The sequence below is a fragment of the Patescibacteria group bacterium genome, from assembly GCA_040753135.1.
GTDB lineage: Bacteria > Patescibacteriota > Minisyncoccia > UBA6257 > Brennerbacteraceae > JBFMGR01.
Window position 1 is genome coordinate 41,233 of the sequence record JBFMGR010000002.1, and the last position, 18,646, is coordinate 59,878.

An 18,646-nucleotide genomic window follows, 5' to 3' on the forward strand; every position below is an offset into this window, starting at 1 on the left:
TTCGCGAGTAATCGCGACTAACTTAATTTCTAATTACCAATATCTAATTCCTAATGAAATTCTAAATTCTTAATTTTTTAGCATCAGGCATTTCATTGGAAATTAGGAATTAGAAATTGGAAATTTTATAAAGAATAGGAGATGAATTGGAAATTAGAAATTAGAAATTGGAAATTTTTAAGGTATGTTGTTTCACTACACCGCCGCTGATTCTCACGGCAAAGTTTACCAAGCCGATGTCGAAGCCAGCTCTTTAGACGAGGTTTTGGGTTTGATTGCCAAGCAAGATTTAAAGCCGATTAGTGTTAAACCCTTGAAAGAAGTGGTTGTGGTTAAAGATAAATTTGCCGGCTTAATAGGCGGGGGGAAGATTACCCTTCAGGACAAGATTTTTTTAATGAAGTACTTATCTTTGATGCTTCGGGTTGGCACAGATTTATTTAAAGCGATTGATATCTTGATTCAGGATTTTACCAAGCCGGCAATCAGGAATTTTTTGCTGGAAGTTAGGGGCAACTTGGAAAAAGGCAATCCTTTTTACACTTCTTTCCAAAACCACCCGGAAATATTTTCCGGTATTGTGGTTAATTTGATAAAAGCCGCAGAAACTTCTGGCAATCTGGAGCAGACTTTAATGGAAATCTCTGATTCTTATGCCAAAGAAGCTGATTTAAAGGGCAAAGTCAGAAGCGCCTTAATCTATCCGGTTCTGCTTTTAACTGTTTCTTTTGCGATTGTTGTTTTGTTGGTTACTTTTGTTTTGCCGCGAATTTCGGTTGTTTTTGAAGGCAGCGGAGCCGAGATGCCTTTTTACACTCGAATAATAGTTTCATTTGGTAAATTTGTTAACCAGCATTCTTTGCTTGTTTTGCCGTTGCTTTTTGGTTCGCTGATTGGTTTAGGAGTTTTTCTTTTCAAGACTGGACGGGGCAAGCAGATCTCTAATAATCTTTTAAGAAAAACGCCTTTAGTTAAAGACATTTTTATGAAATTAGCAATCCAAAGGTTTTCTGCCACTTTGGGGAGTTTATTAAAAGCCGGGATTCTTTTTGTTACTGCCTTAGAGATTACCGCCGAGGCAGTTGGAGAGGAAAATATGAGGCGGGCGCTGTTAAGAATTGCCAAAGAAGAAATTAGCCGAGGGGTGCCGATTGGCGAGGCTTTTAAAAAGGAACAGATTTTTCCCCAGGTGGTGATTAACTTGATCGCGATTGGCGAAAAATCAGGACACGTTGAAGAAATTTTGGGGACTTTGGCTGAGTTTTATGAGAAAGAGATTGACGAATCCTTAAAAACCTTTGTTTCTTTTTTGGAACCGGCCCTGCTTATCTTCATCGGCGGGATTGTTGCCCTGATTGCTTTTTCTGTAATTATTCCAATTTACCAATTGGTCAGTCAATATTCATAAATTTGAATTATGAATTATGGAATTTTATTATTGAATAACAACCCCAAAATCTCCAATCTCCAATTTTCAAAAAATTTAAATTTTGAAGTCTTTTTGAATTTTAATCTTTCATTTTGACTTTTGACTTTTGAATTTCGTTGGGTTTTAAGAATTAGAAATTAGAAATTGGAAATTCTATAAAGAATAGGAGATGAATTGGAAATTGGAAATTAGAAATTGGAAATTCTAATTCATGATTCATTATTCATTATTCCGCGGCAAAGCCGCCTTTATGCTGATTGAGCTGATTGTTACCTTGCTAGTTTTGTCTGTTTTGGCGACAATTGGCGTTGCTACATATTCAAATTCTTACCGCCAAAGCGTTTTAAAGAATAGCTTTGAAGAGATTATCTTTTTAATCCGCTTAGCTCAACAAGAATCAGTTTCTCAAAAAGAAGGCAATGCTTGGGGAGTTAGGCTTGATAATACTAATACCTCCTCTCCTTTTGTTGCTGTTTTCTCCAGCACTTATGCGCCGGCTAATGTCAAAGAGTATTATTCTCTGCCGAATCAAGTTAAGTTCCAGACTCCTTCGGCTGGCAATTATGATGAAGTCCTTTTCCAGAAGCTAACCGGTTTGCCGGACGCCAGTTCTACCATTGAGCTGGTTTTATCCGGCTCTTCACAGGTAAAAACGATTGTGATTAACTCTGCCGGCGGGATCTCGGAAGAGTGAAGCTCATTAATTTCTAATTTCTAATTCCTAATTTCCAATTTTAAGATTTAAATTAGATGGAAGACGGTCAATCTAAAAGGGTTTATAATTTAGAAGAGAGAAGCGCTGAATTTGGCGAAGCGATTATTGATTTTTGTAAGGAAATCCCTAAAAATTATATAACTTTGCCAATTATAAATCAGTTGATTCGTTGCGGCACCAGTATTGGCGCTAATTATTGTGAAGCGGACTGCGCTGAATCTAAAAGAGATTTTGAACATAAATTGGGAATCTGTAAAAAAGAAGCCAAAGAAGCTAAATATTGGTTAAGAATGGTTTCTCGGGCCGCTCCCGGATTAGCTGGCCGGGCAGAAGAATTATCTCAAGAGGCAAATGAACTCCAATTGATTTTCATTGCTATTATTAAAAAATCAAGGAATAATAAAAGCAGTTGAGAAAAGAATTTGAAATTTTCTAAATAGTAATTATGAATTGGGAATTAGGAATCCGAAATTTTCTGGACAATGTCTAAATTTTGGAAATTAGAAATTGTCCGCCGAAGGCGGATCCGCCTTTGGCGGAGAAATTTTATAAAGAATAGGAGATGAATTGGAAATTAGAAATTAGAAATTGGAAATTTTATAGAGGTCAATCTCTGATAGAGCTTTTAGTTGGTATTGGCGTGATTGCGGTTATCTCAACCTCTGTTGTTGGTTTGATCTATGCTTCTTTGAAAAGCGCCAAGGTCTCTCGGGAGCGATCTCTGGCCCAATCTTTAATTAATGACATGGCCTCTTCTGTAGAAAGTTTGATTAATGATGACTGGCATTCGCTTTGGTCAGCCAGTGGCGGAATAGTTTACTTATCTTTGGATGAAGGCGCAGACAGCGCTAATAATAACAGTCTTGCTTTAGACGAAATCTTTGGCTTTAATGCCGCGATTAATCTCGGTTCCTCGGGCAATACCTCTTTGGCTTCAGCTTGGCAAACAAGCGATAACTGCCAAGCGGGCCAATGCTTGAGCTTTGACAACGTTGATGACTATCTTCAGGTTAGCGACACCACTGCCACCTCCAGCCCGATTGATTTAACTACCGCAATGACTTTTTCTGTTTGGGTTTACCCGACAGATCTTGCTGCTTACGATCCCATCTTGGCTAAAGTTTCTACTTCAACTGTCACTGGTTATGAACTGGCTAATTCTTCTGGCAGTTTGAGATTAATTCTGAAAACTCCTTCTACTACTTGTGATTATTCTGCCGGAACTTTAGCCCAGAATGTTTGGCAGCATGTTGTGGCAGCTTATGATGGTTCAAATATCAACCTTTATCTTAATGGCCAACCGGTTGGCAGTCCGTCTGCTTGCTCAACCGGAGCCGCGGTTAATGATGAGAACCTTTTAATCGGCGGTCGGGCGACTGATTCGGCTAAGTTTTCCGGCCGGATTGATGAAGTCAGAATTTATAACCGGGCCTTAGATTCTCAAGAAATTAGCGGCCTTTATTCTGGAATTAACAAATTTTATCCATTTAATAGCGCCGGCATCTGGCAGTTAAAGCACGGTAAAGAAACAACCGCTGTGGCAAATATTGAGTTCACCCGGTCTTTTTATTTAGAAAGAGTTTTAAGAGACAGCAGTAATAATATCGTTGCTTCTGGCGGAGACAATGATCCGGGAACAAAAAAAGTTATTTACACGGTTAGTTGGGGCAACGGTTTTCTCGCTTCACAAGAAGAATATATTACCAGGACTAATTTGAACAATGTTTTTTATCAAACCGATTGGTCCGGAGGAAGCGGTTCTCAAGAGGCAGTTTTTTTTTCTCCAACCGAGTTTGATACTGCCAGTTCGGCGATAATTTTTTCTGGGGGCAGTTTGGAGTTGAATCTTGCTTCCAGCACTTCAGGAGATTTGAGTTCAGTTGTTTTTGACAGCCAGCAAGAAAAAGGCGTTATTTTACTGTCTTTGCTTTGGCAGGGGACTTTAGGCAGCGGCAATTCTGTCAAATTTCAGTTAGCAAGCGCGGATTCTTCTTCTGGCCCCTGGACTTTTGTTGGTTATGACAATACTTCATCCAGTTATTATCCGTCTTCTGGCTCAGCTCAATCCAATACGGCAGTGCCGATTATCTCTAAAAATCATTTTAATCATCGTTATCTTAGATATAAAATATTTTTGACCGGCACCTCAACCTCGCCTTTGATTCAAGACATTTCAATATTGTGGAATCGGTGAATTTCATTGTCTTATTGCTTCATTGTCAAATTGCTAAATTGTTAAGTTATTAAGTTGTTGCTAAAATCTATATAATGGTTCAGCGGCCCAACAATGAAACAGTGAAACAATTTAACAACAGGCCTTCTTTTGGAAAGCCGGGATTCACCTTGACAGAATTAATCATTTATGTGGCAATCTTAGGCGCCGTTAGTTTGGTTTTAGTTGGATTTTTAGGCGAAATTTACCGCTATTATTATGATGTCCAGTTTAAGGGTCAGGTTTCTTCCAATCTAAGGTTTGTTTCTCAAGTAATAGAACAGTCAATCAGGAGCGCTCAAAAAATTAATGGCGCCTCTTCAACTTTATCTTTAGCAATGAACGACAGTTCAAAAAATCCGACTGTTTTTGGTTTAGAGAGCGGCCGGATTTATAAACAAGAGGGGACCGGGGGTAAACTTTATCTTAGTGCAAAAAATGTTGAGGTAACTGATTTAGATTTTTCTTATTTAAACGCGGCTTTGTCAGAAGCTTTGCCGCCGAATCAATGGGCTTGGTCTGGCGGGGCTTCATCTCAAGACCTCAATGAGGGGGTTGGCTGGATTGATTTTAAGCCGTCTAATTCAGAAGTTAGGATCCCTTTAGGCCAAGGCGACTTTCTGGGAATGGCTTATTCGCCCTGGGTTAACAATTACTTAAGTTTGAATTGTCTATCCACCAATTCTTGCGATACGGTTGACTATAAGGTTTATTCAGATTCAGATTGGATTCTGCATGGCTGGGCTTGGTCTGATTTATTTGGCTGGTTAAGTTTTAATTCGCAAGACACGAGTTCTACGGTCAGCTATCAGGTTTCTATTTCTAGCTCTACTGGCGAGTTTTCTGGCTGGGCTTGGTCAGAAAATATTGGCTGGGTCAGTTTCAATTGCGCCAATGCTGAAGTTAATTCCTGCGCTACGGTTGATTACAAAGTCCAGGTTAATCGCCAGCAGGGTCGGTCAATTAACACGGTTTATGTCCAGATAACCGCAAGGTCAAAGACAATTATTCCCAAATTCGTTTTTACTGATTCTTATAGTTTTTCTGTTCCGGTAATGCCGGTTTCTAATGTGGTTATCTCTAATGTTTCACCTTCTTCAGCTACCAGCACGGTTAGCTTTAATATTACGGGCGAAAATTTCCAGTCTGGTGCTAAAACTAAGTTGTCTCGGCCGGGTTTTGCTGATATTTTTCCAGCCACAGAATGCACTTTCGTTGGTCCAACCAGTTTGCAATCCTGCGAGTTTGATTTAACTGGAAAACAAACCGGTTTTTGGAATCTGGTTGTTATTAATCCTGATGCCCAGACGGGTATTTTGCCCCAAGGGTTTGAGATTCAGTAATCCTTGCCAGGTTTTTTAAAAAGAGTTATAGTTTAAATAAGGGATTAATTAAAAATATTTATAAACATGACCTTAATATCCAAACCAATTTTACTTGTTCTTTTGGGATTATTTCTTGTCTCTGGGTCTTTTTATCTGGGTTTGAATTTTGACGAGTTAAAAACCAATTTTCTCTCCAAAAACAAAGCTTGCACTCTTGAGATGATGGCTTGTCCAGATGGGACAATGGTCGGTCGGGTTGGGCCAAACTGCGAGTTTGCCCCGTGCCCAGGTCCTAAAAGCTTGCCCCCCGGTTCTCTTGGGCAGAATTTTACCGGAGTAATTACAAATATCACTTATGATTGTCATTTTGACGGGATTTGCTCGGTGCAAGTTGACAATAGTAAAGAAGTGATTGTGGGAAGGGGCGAAGGGCCGCTGCCCGAAGAACAAGGGCGATTAATTGATTTTGTTTTAGATGAAAGGAAAGAAAAGTCTTATTGGGGTAAGCCGGTTGAAGTTTTTGCCCAAAAAATAAGCGAGGGGAATTATACGCTTTATGGGTCAACAAATTATTATCTTAAACTGCTATCGGTTTCCCAGGCAGAAAACTGTTATTCGGAATTGGTGAAATCTTTTGTTCCCGGTGTGCTTCTGCCCAATCTTTCCGGTAAATTTTGCCAATGTATGGACGGGCAAGTGATTAACGGAGATTCTTGCCAAACAGAAGAGGGGACTTATTCTCTTTGGGAATATTTTGATTTAAAAAATCCTTTTGATAATCTTTTTTCCCAAACTCCTGTGGGCGAAGAAAAAAGATCTGAGTTCTGTCAGCTTAATCCCAAAAGCATTTATTGCCGCAAATGAAGGAGTTTTTGTTTTTTGTTATTTCGTTTTTTCTCTTTAAAGCAACTGTTTCTGCAGTAAATTTTTCCTGCTCACTTAAGGGTGGATATTTTTGATTATAATAAATTAGTGGGGAATTTTGAAAGATGAGAAAATTATTAATTTTTTTGGGGGCTTCTTTGTTTTTTATTTTTTCTTCTCAAGGCGTGACTCTAGGGGCCAATTTTTCTTGTTCGATTAATAATTATCAGCCCAATTGGCTTAATCATTCTTTCTTTGGCATTGCCGCTAATCAGGGTGCGACACCGGCGAAATTTACGCAGATTGCAGAAGCCCTTGGACAAACTCGGGTCGGCATGGTCAGAGAAAGCATTAAATGGAGCCAAGTGGAAGAAACCAGAGGAAATTTTAGTTGGCAAGAGGTTGATACCAAATTTGAGGCTTTGGCCCGGGAAAGTATCCGCCCCCTGGCAATAATTGTCAGAACTCCTGCTTGGGCTTCAAGCCGGCCAAACAGTCCTGATGCGGATATTTACCCTCCTGAAAATCTATATACCTGGAAGAGCTTTATCAGACAGTTAGTCAGGCGCTACGGCAAACCGGGCAGAAACATCATCAAAGACTGGGAAATCTGGAACGAGCCGGATGTCGCCAAATTTTTTAAGGGTACGCCGGATGATTATATTAAACTTTTAAATGCCGCCTACGATGTTATTAAAGAAGAAGATCCCCAAGCGCGTGTCTGGGGGCCGGCGACTTTTGCGATTTATCCTAGTCAGGAAAAATTTATTTTCACTCAAAAAGCGGTTGAAACAGGCAAAATGGATGTGTTTTCCGTCCATGTTTATGCTCGGACCGTTTCCGAGATTTACAATAAAACCAGATCTATCCGTCAATATCTTGATCAACATGGGAAAAGTAATCTTCCTCTGGCTTTAACCGAAACCAATCTTTCTGGACCGGACATTTCTGGTCAATGTCCTTATTTGGGTTCAGCTTCTGACCAAACCCAGCCCCAGACCTTGACTGATATTTATCTTTGCAATGCCAGCGCCGGAGCTAAATTTGTTTTCTGGTTTAAAGCCAATGACACGCCAACCAATATCTGTACCAATGACGACATGAACCGCAACGGAGTTTTACGCTACGACTTAAGCAAAAAGCCGTCCTTCAACCGACTGCAAAATCTGATCGCCCAGTTTGTTTCTCTGCCAAGCCCCTCACCTTCACCGCCCGCTTCAATCCCCGGCGATATTATCGATGAAGGGGATACCCCGACTGACCAGGTCAATATCTATGACTACAACCTCCTTGTTGCTGATTTTGGCAAAACCGGCTCCCCTGGCTTTATCCCGGCGGATATTATTAAAGATGGCAGGGTGGATATTTTTGATTATAATACAGTCGTAGGTAATTTCGGGCAGTAACTGATTGCCCCTTCTCTCCATTGAGGATCTTAAATCAAACCCGTATGATGGATATAAGGATCAGGATTATCAGTTGTAAATTTAACATGCGGAAAAAATATGCTCATGCACTTTTCTTTCTTATTCTTCTCTTTCTATGTTTGAACATAGCTACCCCCGTCTATGCTGCTGTCACGTATTACATTGCAAACAACGGTTCTGACGTCAATGACGGCACCAGCGAATTCAGTCCTTGGCAATCGCTCTCCAGGGCCAAAAGTGTCAATCTTCAGCCTGGTGACAAACTGCTATTTCAGCGCGGAAGTACTTGGACAGGGGAATTGACTATCACCCGTTCTGGACAGGCAAACAATCCGATTACCATTGGGGCGTACGGTTCAGCAATTGCCAAACCGACTTTTCAAAATCCAGGAGGTACCTGGAATCACGCGATCGAGCTCTGGGGCGATTACATTCTTGTTGAGGATGTTCTGGTTAAAGACACAAAAGAAGCCGGTATATCCATTGAGGTGGGCGCAGATTACAACACCATTAGAAATATTGAAGCTGTCTCAACAGGTCAAGCCATACTTGTTCGCGGAACTCACAATCTCATCACGAACAATTACATTCACGATGGCATCATGGTGGTTAATACCCAGGGCGGTGACGATGACTTTGGTGCAAACGGTATAGTGATACGGAGTGCAAATAATGAAGTATCGTATAATCAGATTATCAACTGTCGTGCTCCAAGCTACGATTACGGCTATGACGGCGGGGCTTTTGAGTTTTACTCTACCTCTTCGACCCCAGGAAATATGGATAACAACTATATCCATCACAATTTTGTTCAAGGATGCAATGGTTTCATGGAGGTGGGGGGCAAGAACCCCAAGAGCATGAGAAACAATATCATCGCCTACAATATTTCATACAACAATTATAGTTTTGCAAGTATCCACAATGGCACTGGCGGAGGATTTCAAGTTGACGTACAAAACTTGAGGATTGAAAACAATACAATTGTAGAAACCACGGGCGCGGGTAAGCACATCTTTTGGATCTGGCAGCCAGCCTCTGCGGGTACTGTTAACTTCCGAAACAACATTGTGTACTCAGATACGAAATATGGCGCTTCCAACCAGGTTAACTTTTCCCACTCAAACAATGTATTTTATTTTATCTCTGGGGCCTCTTTCCCTTCCAGTTACGCCAACAGTAGTGATATGGTTGACCAAAACCCTCAATTTGTTAATCTCTCAAATGGAGATCTCCACCTTTTGTCTCATAGTCCGGCAATTGATAAAGGTGTTCACTTGGGTTACAGTCAAGACTTTGACGGACGGTCTATAGCCGGCGTTCCGGATATAGGCGCGTTTGAGTACAGTACTGGCGGACTCCCGCCTACGCCTACTGTTACCCCCACTCCAGATACCACCCTCATTTTAGGGGATTTAGACCGAGACGCGGATGTTGATATCCGTGACTACAATCTTTTAGTTGCTGACTTTGGCAAAACCGGTTCCCCGGGTTTTATTGCCGCTGATATTATTAAAGACGGCCAGGTGGATATTTTTGATTATAATATCCTGGTAACAAATTTTGGCAGATGAAAAAAATATTGCTATTTTTCACTCTTTTCCTTTTTTCCGGCTTGACACTTATAGGAGTTCGCCCCGTATCCGCGGCCGAATCGCCGTATCTCAAAATGCACGGCAAGATTTTCGAAAACATTTCCCGCCCCCGATTTCTTGATAATCTTACCGCTGAAAATCCCCTCTATCTCTTTAGTAATCCTTTTGTGGATACAAGCATCCTTACCTCCGGAAAAATCCAGGAAATCCACTCCCGTCTCCCCCAAATTAAAGTTATCCTCCATCTACTCTGCTGCACCCTGTTTGATAACAAAGAGGTTGATAGTATCCCGCCAGGGAAAATCCACGCCGATCTTCAAAATTCCCAAGGACAATTTGATAACTTCTGGACAAATCACCGTGATGCTTTTATGAAAAACAGTGGTGGTGGATATGTTTATTACAAAATTGAAAAAACGGGTAACTATTGGTTTTATGAGGGTGACGGGCACCTCATGGATCCGGCGAACTCCTTTTATCAGAATTTCCTATATGGCAAAATTAAACACTACATTGATGCTGGTTATGACGGCGTCTACCTTGACCTTATGTATCCTAACTTCATGCAAAAGTTTTATTACTCCAAACCTTTCATAAACGGCCACGCCATCACGCGGGACGAGTGGAACAGCAAACTCATCAGCTTAAGCCGCTCCCTCCAAGACCGCAAAAACAACGACCCGGACCCAACAATGAAAAAGGCGCTTATTATCACCAACAGCGTCGGCGGCGGACCCGGGGACGGGAGCGACCCTGTCGACCGCATCCAGTTTAACCGGGATCTCCAGACGCAGGGAGTACAGATTGAAAACCCGTTTGCCGATTATCGCACCATGACAACCGGTGACTGGCTGGGGACCGTCAATCGCATCCGGGATATCACGGCGCTCCGAAATAATCAGCTCCGCGGCTGGTTGAACTTTCATGCCAGCGAGCAGTTCCCCAACCAGGAAGAGTGCGACCGCCACGGACTGTTCACCTATGCGTCCTACCTGCTCGGCAACCAGTCACCGCTGTTTGCCTTTCAGTTCGAGTGCGCCATGGGTCCCGGCATCCACACGGAACCGACGCAGAACCTAACCCGTATCCGCTTGGGGAATCCCGTAGGTCCCTACCGGCAAACGTCCTTCCTCTACCGCAGGGATTATGACAACGGCCTGGTCCTTGTCAATCCCACGGATACCCAGCGCACGTATCAGCCGGCAGTACCGCTCTTTAACCCCTACACCTCTGCCGTCTATCCTGCCAATAGCACAATCCATGTTGCAACCCGAAGCGGGTTAGTACTTCTCAAAAACCCAGCCCGCAACCCCGCTGACCTGACCGACGAAGGAGATACTCCGGGAAACCAGGTGAATATTTACGACTACAATCTTTTAGTTGCTGACTTTGGCAAAACCGGCTCCCCGGGTTTTATTGCCGCTGATATTATTAAAGACGGCAGGGTGGATATTTTTGATTATAATATATTAGTAGAGAATTTTGAGAGATGAAATATATTCTTACACTTTTTATCCTAGTTATCTTTCCCCTTGTCTTTCTACCCTCGTCTACTTACGCCGCCAATGTATCTTTTAACCTGGATGATTCCCACTTTATTCCCAAGCTTGTTAACAGTTTTAATGAATCCTGGATCGGCATCACCCCGATTTCCTTTAGCTACAACAAAATGGCTTTTGACAAAACCGGAACTAATCTTATCCGCTTTCCCGGAGGCACGGTCGGCAATTTCTACGACTGGGAAACTTTTGCTCCAAACTGGCAAGTCGCAGAAGAAATCTTAGGGGCGCACAACAAAGATTATCAGTTTCAAAAAAAATCATTTGAGACCTTAGTTAGAAATCTTAATCCGATTGATTTTATTAATAAAGCCCATGAGTACGGACAAGAAGTTATTGTTCAACTTAATCTTTATATCAACACTCCGGCGCAAACAGCAGCGGCTTTAAGAAAAATCAAAAATGCCGGGATTGATATCAAATATTTTGAACTGGGCAATGAGATGTATGCTTATATGTCTTTAAACGAATATCTGCAAAAAGCCCAGGCCGCTGCCGTTAAAATTAAAGAGTATTATCCCAATGCCCAGATTGGTATTGTCGCTAACCAGCGTGTTTTATGGAGTGGCGGGGATAGTCGGTGGGGGAATGAAGCACCTCCCAATGCCGACTGGTTTGATGCAATTATTGTTCACCCCTATCTTAATTCTCAACCCGAGCCTAACATGTCCACCAGTCTTACCAACCCGGAACACCAAGAATATATCTTCTCCTCGGTAAATGAGAAGCTAGCAAGATTGGTTGATCTGGTTAAAGCCCAGTATCCTAACAAAAAAATCTGGACTACTGAATGGAATACCCTGTCCGGCCCGGAACAAGAAAATCCTTTTATGACTAATACCTATTCTTCTTCGGTTTACACTTACTACTTTTTGCTCAATCTTCTTAAGTACCCGCAAATTACCATTGCCAACCGTCACTTTTTGTGGGGAAAAAGTGAATCGCCGATTAATGCGCTCCTTCAGGTTAAGAACAATATTTATGAAACTTACTACAGTCAGGATCGAAATCCGCCGGACAATGCTTTTTCCTTTGAGCAATTTTTTGTCAAAACGCCCCCATATTGGCCTTTTGCCTGGATTGGAGAGGCTTTTTCCCGACATTCTAAGTTTGCGGTAATTGACAATCCGGGCTATGCTGCCGCTTACTTTTTTAAACCCAGCCAAGCTCAAACCGGATCAATCGCGATTATTAATAAAAAGCCTGTTAGCCAGAGTTTTTATTTTGAAAATATTGACCCGAATACCCCTTACTCAGCCATTGTTTTAGCCGAGGATTGGCTCGCCCCAAACAGCGAAGAAAACCAAATGCAACCCCAAACCAGACCTCTTGAGAATAAAACCCTTAGAATTGGCCCTTTTGCCATTGCCTATATTACACCAACCGAGGTCGCGCCGCTCTTAGCTGATCTTAACCAAGATAATAAAGTAGACATCTATGACTACAACCTTCTTGTTACCGACTTTGGCAAAGCCGGTTCCCCGGGCTTTATTCCGGCAGATATTATTAAAGATGGCAAAGTGGATATTTTTGATTATAATATATTAGTGGGGAATTTTGGGCGATAATTAATTAAATTAAAAACAAAAATGACAAATAAAAAATACTTAGGTTTAATTGTTTTAATTTTGCTCGGTGCGGTTGCTGTTGGTAGTTGGTTTTATTTGAACAAAATAACAGTCAAACCAACTCCTCAATCTATTAGCGGAGTGAAACTTTATTTTCTGCCTGAAAGCTTTTCTGTTAAATCAGGCGATAATTTCACAGTTGCTTTACGAATAGACCCGGTTGGCAAAAAAATCACTGCTCAAGAGCTTTATTTTTCTTTTAATTCGGAGCTGGTTAACTTGAACAGAATTACCACCTCAACCGCCTTTTCAGTGGCTTTAATGCCGGCAGAGATTAATAATCAAACAGGCCAAGCTTCAATTACTCTTGGCGCTCCTCCGACTGCTCCGGTTGGCGAGGAATCTGATGTGCTTTATCTTAATTTTACTGCCGAAGATCAGGTGGGCAGGGGCGTGGTTAAAGTTGAAAACAACTCTCAAGTTGCGGCAATCGGAATGACCGCCAATGTTTTAGAGGGGTTTGGCGCCCTGCAATTAAGAATTAATAGGAAGTAATTAGGAAGAAAGATTAAAAAAATGAAAAAATTTTTTGTTGTGCTTTTTTCGAGCTTAATTGTTATTATTCAAACTGGAGTTGTCTTAGCAGCTCCGGATACTCGGCTTTATTTTGAACCACAGAACAGCTCTGTTAATCCAGATAATAGTTTTTCCCTGAAGGTTAAGATTAATCCTGGAACCAATCGGGTTAGCGCAATTGAGCTTTATCTTTCTTTTGATAAAACCAGACTGCGGCTAGATAGTATAGGTGTTTCCAGCGCCTTTTCTACTGTTTTAAAATCAGCGGCAATTAACAATACTGCTGGCACTGCTTCAATTACAGTTGGCAGTCCTCCGGCCTCGCCAGTCAGCGCCGTTTCTGATCTGGTTACTCTTAATTTTAAAGCCAAAACAGGAGCAGCGGCTGGCAATGCTTCTGTGGCTGTGGTTAACACCACCAAAGCCGCGGCACTGGGCGAAACCGGCAATGTGATTATTAGTTCTGGCTATGGCTCAGCAGTTGTTTCTGTTGTGATTCCTTCTCCCAGTCCAAGCCCGATTTACAATGATGCGGATTTGGATTTAGACGGCGAAGTTTGGCTTAGCGACTATAATGCTTTGCTGACTGTTTTTGGTCAAACTAATTCAACTCCAGGTTGGATTAGGGCTGATATTCTTAGAAATGGCAGAATAGACATTTATGACTACAATGCTTTAGTTGTGAATTTTGGCTTTGGGCATTAAAATCAGCATCAAATGATTTTGAGTAATAAAATTAAAGTCTTTTTTTGTTCAATTTTGGCTTTTTTGCTCTTGCCAATAGCCGTTTGGGCTGCTCCAGCAAGCTCGCTTTATTTTGAACCAAAAACAATCCAGAGCTCTGTTAATAAGAACTTTTCCTTAAAGCTGAAAATCAATCCCGGAACCAACCGAGTTAGCGCAATTGAGCTTTATTTAGAGTTTGACGCTAACAGATTAAGGCTTAATAGCATCACACCTTCTTCTGCTTTTGGGATAGTTCTTCAGCCTGCGAATATAGATAATAATCAAGGCAAAGCCTCTGTTGTTCTTGGCGCGCCGCCGACTGCGCCAGTAAGCAGCATTTCTGATTTGGTTAATTTAAGCTTCACCACAAAAACAGCCGGACAAACTAATATCAGCATTCCCCAGCAAACTGAAGTCGTAGCAATCAATGAGACCGGCAATGTGATTGTTTCTTATGGCCAGCCAGCTCTAATAACTATTTCTGGTTCTTCTTTGCCAGTTACGCCAACACCAGCTGTTTCCTTTACTCCTTGGCCATCTCTGCGCCCCAGTTCTAACCCGAGCTTTAGTCCAGTTGTTTCCGTTTTGCCAAAACCGTCTCCAAAATCTGAAGAGACCGAAACCGGTTTGTTTCCTAATTTAAAACGTTATGTTCAGAGTTATCAAAAAAGAGAAACTACAGAGCCAGAGAAAGACCGCAGCGCTTTGCCTATTTTTGAGTTTATCAAAGGAATTTTCAGCGCTTTGGGAAATTTCTTTAAGAACTTGTTTAAATGATAAAAGATAATGTTATAATAAGATAGAGTTATAATTGTCCGGTAAAGATGAAAAATATTTTTCAGACTAAATTTAAAAAAATAAATGGTTTTGGCAAAGCTATTTTTGCTCTGATTGCGGTCGGTTTTTTAAGTTTTGCGATGATTGTTTTTGCTTGGCAGAATCCGACTCAATCTCCGCCCGGCGGAAACTTATCTCTGCCCTGGACCCGGAGCGGCACCAATGTTTATCTAACTAATACCGGAGATAAGGTTGGAATTGGCACTATCTCGCCCTCTGCGCCTTTACATGTCTTGAGCAGTGTTTCAAGCGGTGAAACCCTCATCGCCGAGAACTCAAATGCCAATCCAAAACTAGAGTTTCGCAGTTCAACTGGCGCCGTGAGAGCTTATTTACAAAGTGTTTATAACTCCGGTTTTTATATCGCCCAAACTCAACAAGCTTACCCTCTAATATTGCAAACCAGTAGTACGGAAGCGATGAGAATCGACTCAAGCCAGCGTGTCGGTATCGGCACGACGAGCCCCTCTCAAAAACTGACTGTTCAACAAGACAACGTGGCCGACATTTTGGGCCTTTATGATGGGGCCAATAATACCAGTCTCCTTTTGGCTGATGCGGGAGTGCTGACCTTAAAGCCTACGGCCTTTGATACGGTTTATAACTTTGACGGAGGTGTAGCCTACACCGACAATACTACCGAAGCCAAAACTTCTGGCGGCACGGCCTTTACTTTGCTTGCTCTTGAGGCCAGCTCTGACGATGAACTTTACCTTGGTTTAGACCATAAATTTGCGACAGTTTATTTTGATATTGCCACAGCTGGGGCTGGTGTCACCCTCTCGGCCCAATACTGGAATGGTGCCTGGAGCGCTTTAACCATTACTGACGGTACCACCAATTTAACTGTCGACGGTACGGTTACTTTTACGGCTCCTTCTGACTGGGCTACCACCTCTGTTAATGGCGTCACCAAATACTGGATTAGACTGCGCTCCCCGACTACCAACATTACCACCGCCCCGACTGCCTATTCGGTTTCACCCACCACCGGCAATCGCTTTTACGCCTATGCCCAAGCCGGCGACACCAACCCGGCGCTCTATATCAATGACAAAGGCAACGTCGGCATCGGGACGACGGCGCCCAAAGATAACGCTAACCTCGAAATTGTTAGCAGTCAGGCAAGACTGCAGGTTACCTCAAGCGGCGCCAATGATCCGCTATTTGTCCTTCGGCCTGACAGCGGCTGGTCAAACCAATGGACAATGCTGGTTGATGACGATAACAATAACTATTTGGGTTTTACCTACGGGTCGGTAACCAATACTCCTAAAGTGACTTTTGACACCTCCGGCAACATCTATCTTTCCACTGGAGCCAGCCGAACTATTAAGGTTGCCGATAGCACCAGTGGTGCCGGAAATAATCTAACCGTTAAAGCCGGATCAGTTGTTTCTCCCGGTAATGCGGCCGGCGGCCATTTATATCTTCTGGGCGGCGACAGTATGTTAAATAATGGCGCCGGCGGTGTTTATATTTCCGGCGGCCCGGACACCGGCGGCGGTGAGGGCAATGTCATCCTCGCCCACAACGGCTCCAGCGCCATCGGCTCGGTCGGCATCGGTAAAACTTCGCCGAGCGGCACCCTGGATGTGGAAGGCGATCTTTATATGGGTACTGGCACTGGTGCAGGTAAATGGAGAATGTTTTCTGTAACCGCCCTCACCGGGTGTGACGGTACAGCGGGTTCCGTCAACGCGCTTTGTTGGGATGATCAGGGAGACTCCGGTACTTCCGAAATGAGATTGCAAGCAGGTGGTAATCTTGTAACAGCCGGTACGCAAACACCCAGCGGTGATCCGGACTATGCTGAGATGATAGAAGTAATAGACCAGAGCATTGAACCCGGAGACATTATTTCAGTTGTCAGTCCATTAGATTCCAGTTTCGGCAAAGATCTTAACAGTGCTCGGGCAGACAAAAGCAAACAAGCTTATGACTCTGGAGTTATCGGGATTATCTCTAAAGACCCAGGGGTGTTGATTGCTTCTGGCGGTCGAAGTATGAGAATAGATGATCAAACCCGGTGGAAAGATGAGACCAGAAGAGCTTTGTCTGTGGCCGGCCGCGTCATGACAAAAGTCTCCGCCATCAACGGTGCCATTAAAGTCGGCGATCCGATTGCTTCAAGCAATATTACTGGTGTGGGCATGAAAGCTACCCGGGCCGGCCGAATTGTCGGTTATGCAATGGAAAAATATGACAACTCTGATCCTGAAAAGATCGGTCAGATTGTTGTTTTTATTAACCCTTCCTGGTATGATCCTGATGTTTATTTGACCGATGGAGATAGTTTTAAGATAGAACTAGGGGATAATCAGCCCAATGGCAAATATCAAATTTTAGATTTCTTTAATAAAATAATTGATAGAATCGGGGCTTTTAACCAGATAATCGCGGCCAATATTAAAGCTGGTTTAATTGAGGCCAAGGAATTAACCAGCAGGAGAATTACCGCAGAAAAGATTACGGCTAAAAACCTTGAGTTGATTGATCAGATTACCGGTGAGGTTTACTGCATTGGTATTAAAGCAGGTGATTTATTCAGCCAAAAAGGCGAGTGTCAATAAAATAGTAAAAGTAAGGTAAATGCAAATTTTTAAGAATAATTGGGCGAGATTTGGTTTAATTCTTTTGGCAGTTTTGCTTGTTTCGGGGTTAATTGCTTATTTATTGGTTAGGCTCAATGTTTTTAGTCAAGAGCCAGTCTATTCAATTGTTTATTTAAGAACCGGCGATATTTATGTTGGTCAGTTTAAGCTCTTTCCTTTCCCTCGCTTATCTGATGATAGTTGGATTCTACAGCAAGATAGTCAAGGCAGGATTGTCTTTAACCCGATTTCTGCGGCAGTTTGGCAGCCAAAAGGATCAGTCAGGATTAATCCCTTTCAAATTGTTTTTTGGGCAAAGATTTCTTCAGAGAGCCAGTTGGTCAAACTGATTAAAAATCAGCCGAATCGACAAGATCAGCCCCAAGGCTTAAATCTCTTTTCTCCCTCTCCCTCTCCTTAAATTTACGACTTGCGATGTCGTAAGAGAGCGATGTTATAAGAAGATTAAGGTTTTTCTAATAATAGATCTTTTAGATTTTCTGTTTCTAAATTTTTAAGCCAATCATAAATTGATTTTCGGTATTCTTTTTCTCCATTGAAGATTTCTAAAAGGAAATCCCGATTTGTCACAGAGGGGAAATTGTGTTTTCCGCAGTAATCTAAATGGCTACTCCAACGATAATTCTCTAAAAATTCTTTTGCTTTGTTATAGTTGTCTAATTTGTTTTTTCGCCATTCTGGCGCGATTAAATCCAAGGGGTTGCAATGAATGTAATAGGGAAGATGGAGAAAGTGCGATTCTTGAGTAATTGGGGCAGATTTATACCTTCCTTCAAATAGCGCTCCGGTTCTTTTGTATTTTTCATTGAAATATTTAGCATAACCCATATTTAGTTTTTTCATAAATAGCGAAATCGCTTTATCTTGTCTTGGGCTAAGAAGTAGGTGATAGTGGTTTGGCATCAAGCAAAAAGCATGAATGTCAACCAACAATTTCCTTGCCTTCTTTTTCATATAAGGACTTGCGATGTCCTTAGATTTTTGGCGGAAAAAGTAGGTTACGTTATTCACCCAATCTTGGTCATTAAATTCATACAGGTCATGAACAAAGCGGAAGTAATCTTGTTCATCCATAAATATTTTTCGTTTATCTACGCCCCTATTTAAAGTATGTACGAGTTGTACCATAGAAATTTTATTATTATAATTGTTATATATCATTTATTATAATTTTTATCTAAGGACATCGCAAGTCCTT

16 protein-coding genes are annotated in these 18,646 nt (G+C 42.0%); 15 read left to right on the plus strand and 1 reads right to left on the minus strand.

What is annotated here, in order from left to right; genetic code table 11:
• Positions 1-184 precede the first annotated feature (184 nt).
• The 15 genes from AB1721_00995 to AB1721_01065 all read left to right on the plus strand — a co-directional run bounded on the left by AB1721_00995 (position 185) and on the right by AB1721_01065 (position 17,848).
• The gene (locus AB1721_00995; protein MEW5805294.1) at positions 185-1,408 is read left to right on the plus strand and encodes a type II secretion system F family protein; all 1,224 of its coding nucleotides are present in this window, start codon (positions 185-187) and stop codon (positions 1,406-1,408) included.
• A gap of 232 nt (positions 1,409-1,640) precedes the next feature.
• Complete coding sequence (locus tag AB1721_01000) at positions 1,641-2,123, plus strand: type II secretion system protein (protein MEW5805295.1); 483 nt, start codon at positions 1,641-1,643, stop codon at positions 2,121-2,123.
• Positions 2,124-2,179: 56 nt separating this feature from the next.
• A complete protein-coding gene (locus AB1721_01005; GenBank protein MEW5805296.1) occupies positions 2,180-2,557 on the plus strand; it encodes a four helix bundle protein in 378 nt (125 codons plus the stop codon).
• A gap of 149 nt (positions 2,558-2,706) precedes the next feature.
• On the plus strand, positions 2,707-4,338 hold the full coding sequence (locus tag AB1721_01010) for a LamG domain-containing protein (GenBank protein MEW5805297.1): 1,632 nt from the start codon (positions 2,707-2,709) through the stop codon (positions 4,336-4,338).
• Positions 4,339-4,439: 101 nt separating this feature from the next.
• Positions 4,440-5,699 (plus strand): hypothetical protein, encoded by a 1,260-nt coding sequence (locus tag AB1721_01015; protein ID MEW5805298.1) that lies wholly within the window; start codon positions 4,440-4,442, stop codon positions 5,697-5,699.
• A 66-nt stretch (positions 5,700-5,765) separates the two neighbouring features.
• Positions 5,766-6,545, plus strand: a complete 780-nt coding sequence (locus AB1721_01020) for a hypothetical protein (GenBank protein ID MEW5805299.1) — start codon at positions 5,766-5,768, stop codon at positions 6,543-6,545.
• 125 nt (positions 6,546-6,670) lie between these two features.
• Entirely contained in the window at positions 6,671-7,951 is a 1,281-nt protein-coding gene (locus tag AB1721_01025; GenBank protein ID MEW5805300.1) for a hypothetical protein, read from the plus strand.
• 44 nt (positions 7,952-7,995) lie between these two features.
• A complete protein-coding gene (locus tag AB1721_01030; protein ID MEW5805301.1) occupies positions 7,996-9,546 on the plus strand; it encodes a choice-of-anchor Q domain-containing protein in 1,551 nt (516 codons plus the stop codon).
• Positions 9,543-11,060: a putative glycoside hydrolase gene (locus AB1721_01035; protein ID MEW5805302.1), complete on the plus strand. Its 1,518-nt coding sequence runs from the start codon at positions 9,543-9,545 to the stop codon at positions 11,058-11,060. Before AB1721_01030 ends, AB1721_01035 begins: the two co-directional genes overlap by 4 nt.
• Positions 11,057-12,694 carry a hypothetical protein gene (locus AB1721_01040; GenBank protein MEW5805303.1) on the plus strand — a complete coding sequence of 546 codons (1,638 nt, stop codon included), beginning with the start codon at positions 11,057-11,059 and terminating at the stop codon, positions 12,692-12,694. The genes AB1721_01035 and AB1721_01040 overlap by 4 nt, the downstream gene beginning before the upstream one ends.
• Positions 12,695-12,715: 21 nt before the next feature.
• Positions 12,716-13,249: a cohesin domain-containing protein gene (locus AB1721_01045; GenBank protein ID MEW5805304.1), complete on the plus strand. Its 534-nt coding sequence runs from the start codon at positions 12,716-12,718 to the stop codon at positions 13,247-13,249.
• A 21-nt stretch (positions 13,250-13,270) separates the two neighbouring features.
• Positions 13,271-13,975, plus strand: coding sequence for a cohesin domain-containing protein (locus tag AB1721_01050; protein MEW5805305.1), 705 nt, complete (start codon positions 13,271-13,273; stop codon positions 13,973-13,975).
• Positions 13,976-13,993: 18 nt separating this feature from the next.
• On the plus strand, positions 13,994-14,773 hold the full coding sequence (locus AB1721_01055) for a cohesin domain-containing protein (protein MEW5805306.1): 780 nt from the start codon (positions 13,994-13,996) through the stop codon (positions 14,771-14,773).
• Positions 14,774-14,820: 47 nt separating this feature from the next.
• Positions 14,821-17,406, plus strand: a complete 2,586-nt coding sequence (locus tag AB1721_01060; protein MEW5805307.1) for a hypothetical protein — start codon at positions 14,821-14,823, stop codon at positions 17,404-17,406.
• A 19-nt stretch (positions 17,407-17,425) separates the two neighbouring features.
• Entirely contained in the window at positions 17,426-17,848 is a 423-nt protein-coding gene (locus AB1721_01065; protein MEW5805308.1) for a hypothetical protein, read from the plus strand.
• Positions 17,849-17,892: 44 nt separating this feature from the next.
• On the opposite strand, the gene AB1721_01070 is transcribed toward AB1721_01065, so the two are convergent.
• Positions 17,893-18,522, minus strand: a complete 630-nt coding sequence (locus AB1721_01070) for a transposase (protein ID MEW5805309.1) — start codon at positions 18,520-18,522, stop codon at positions 17,893-17,895.
• Positions 18,523-18,646: the final 124 nt, after the last annotated feature.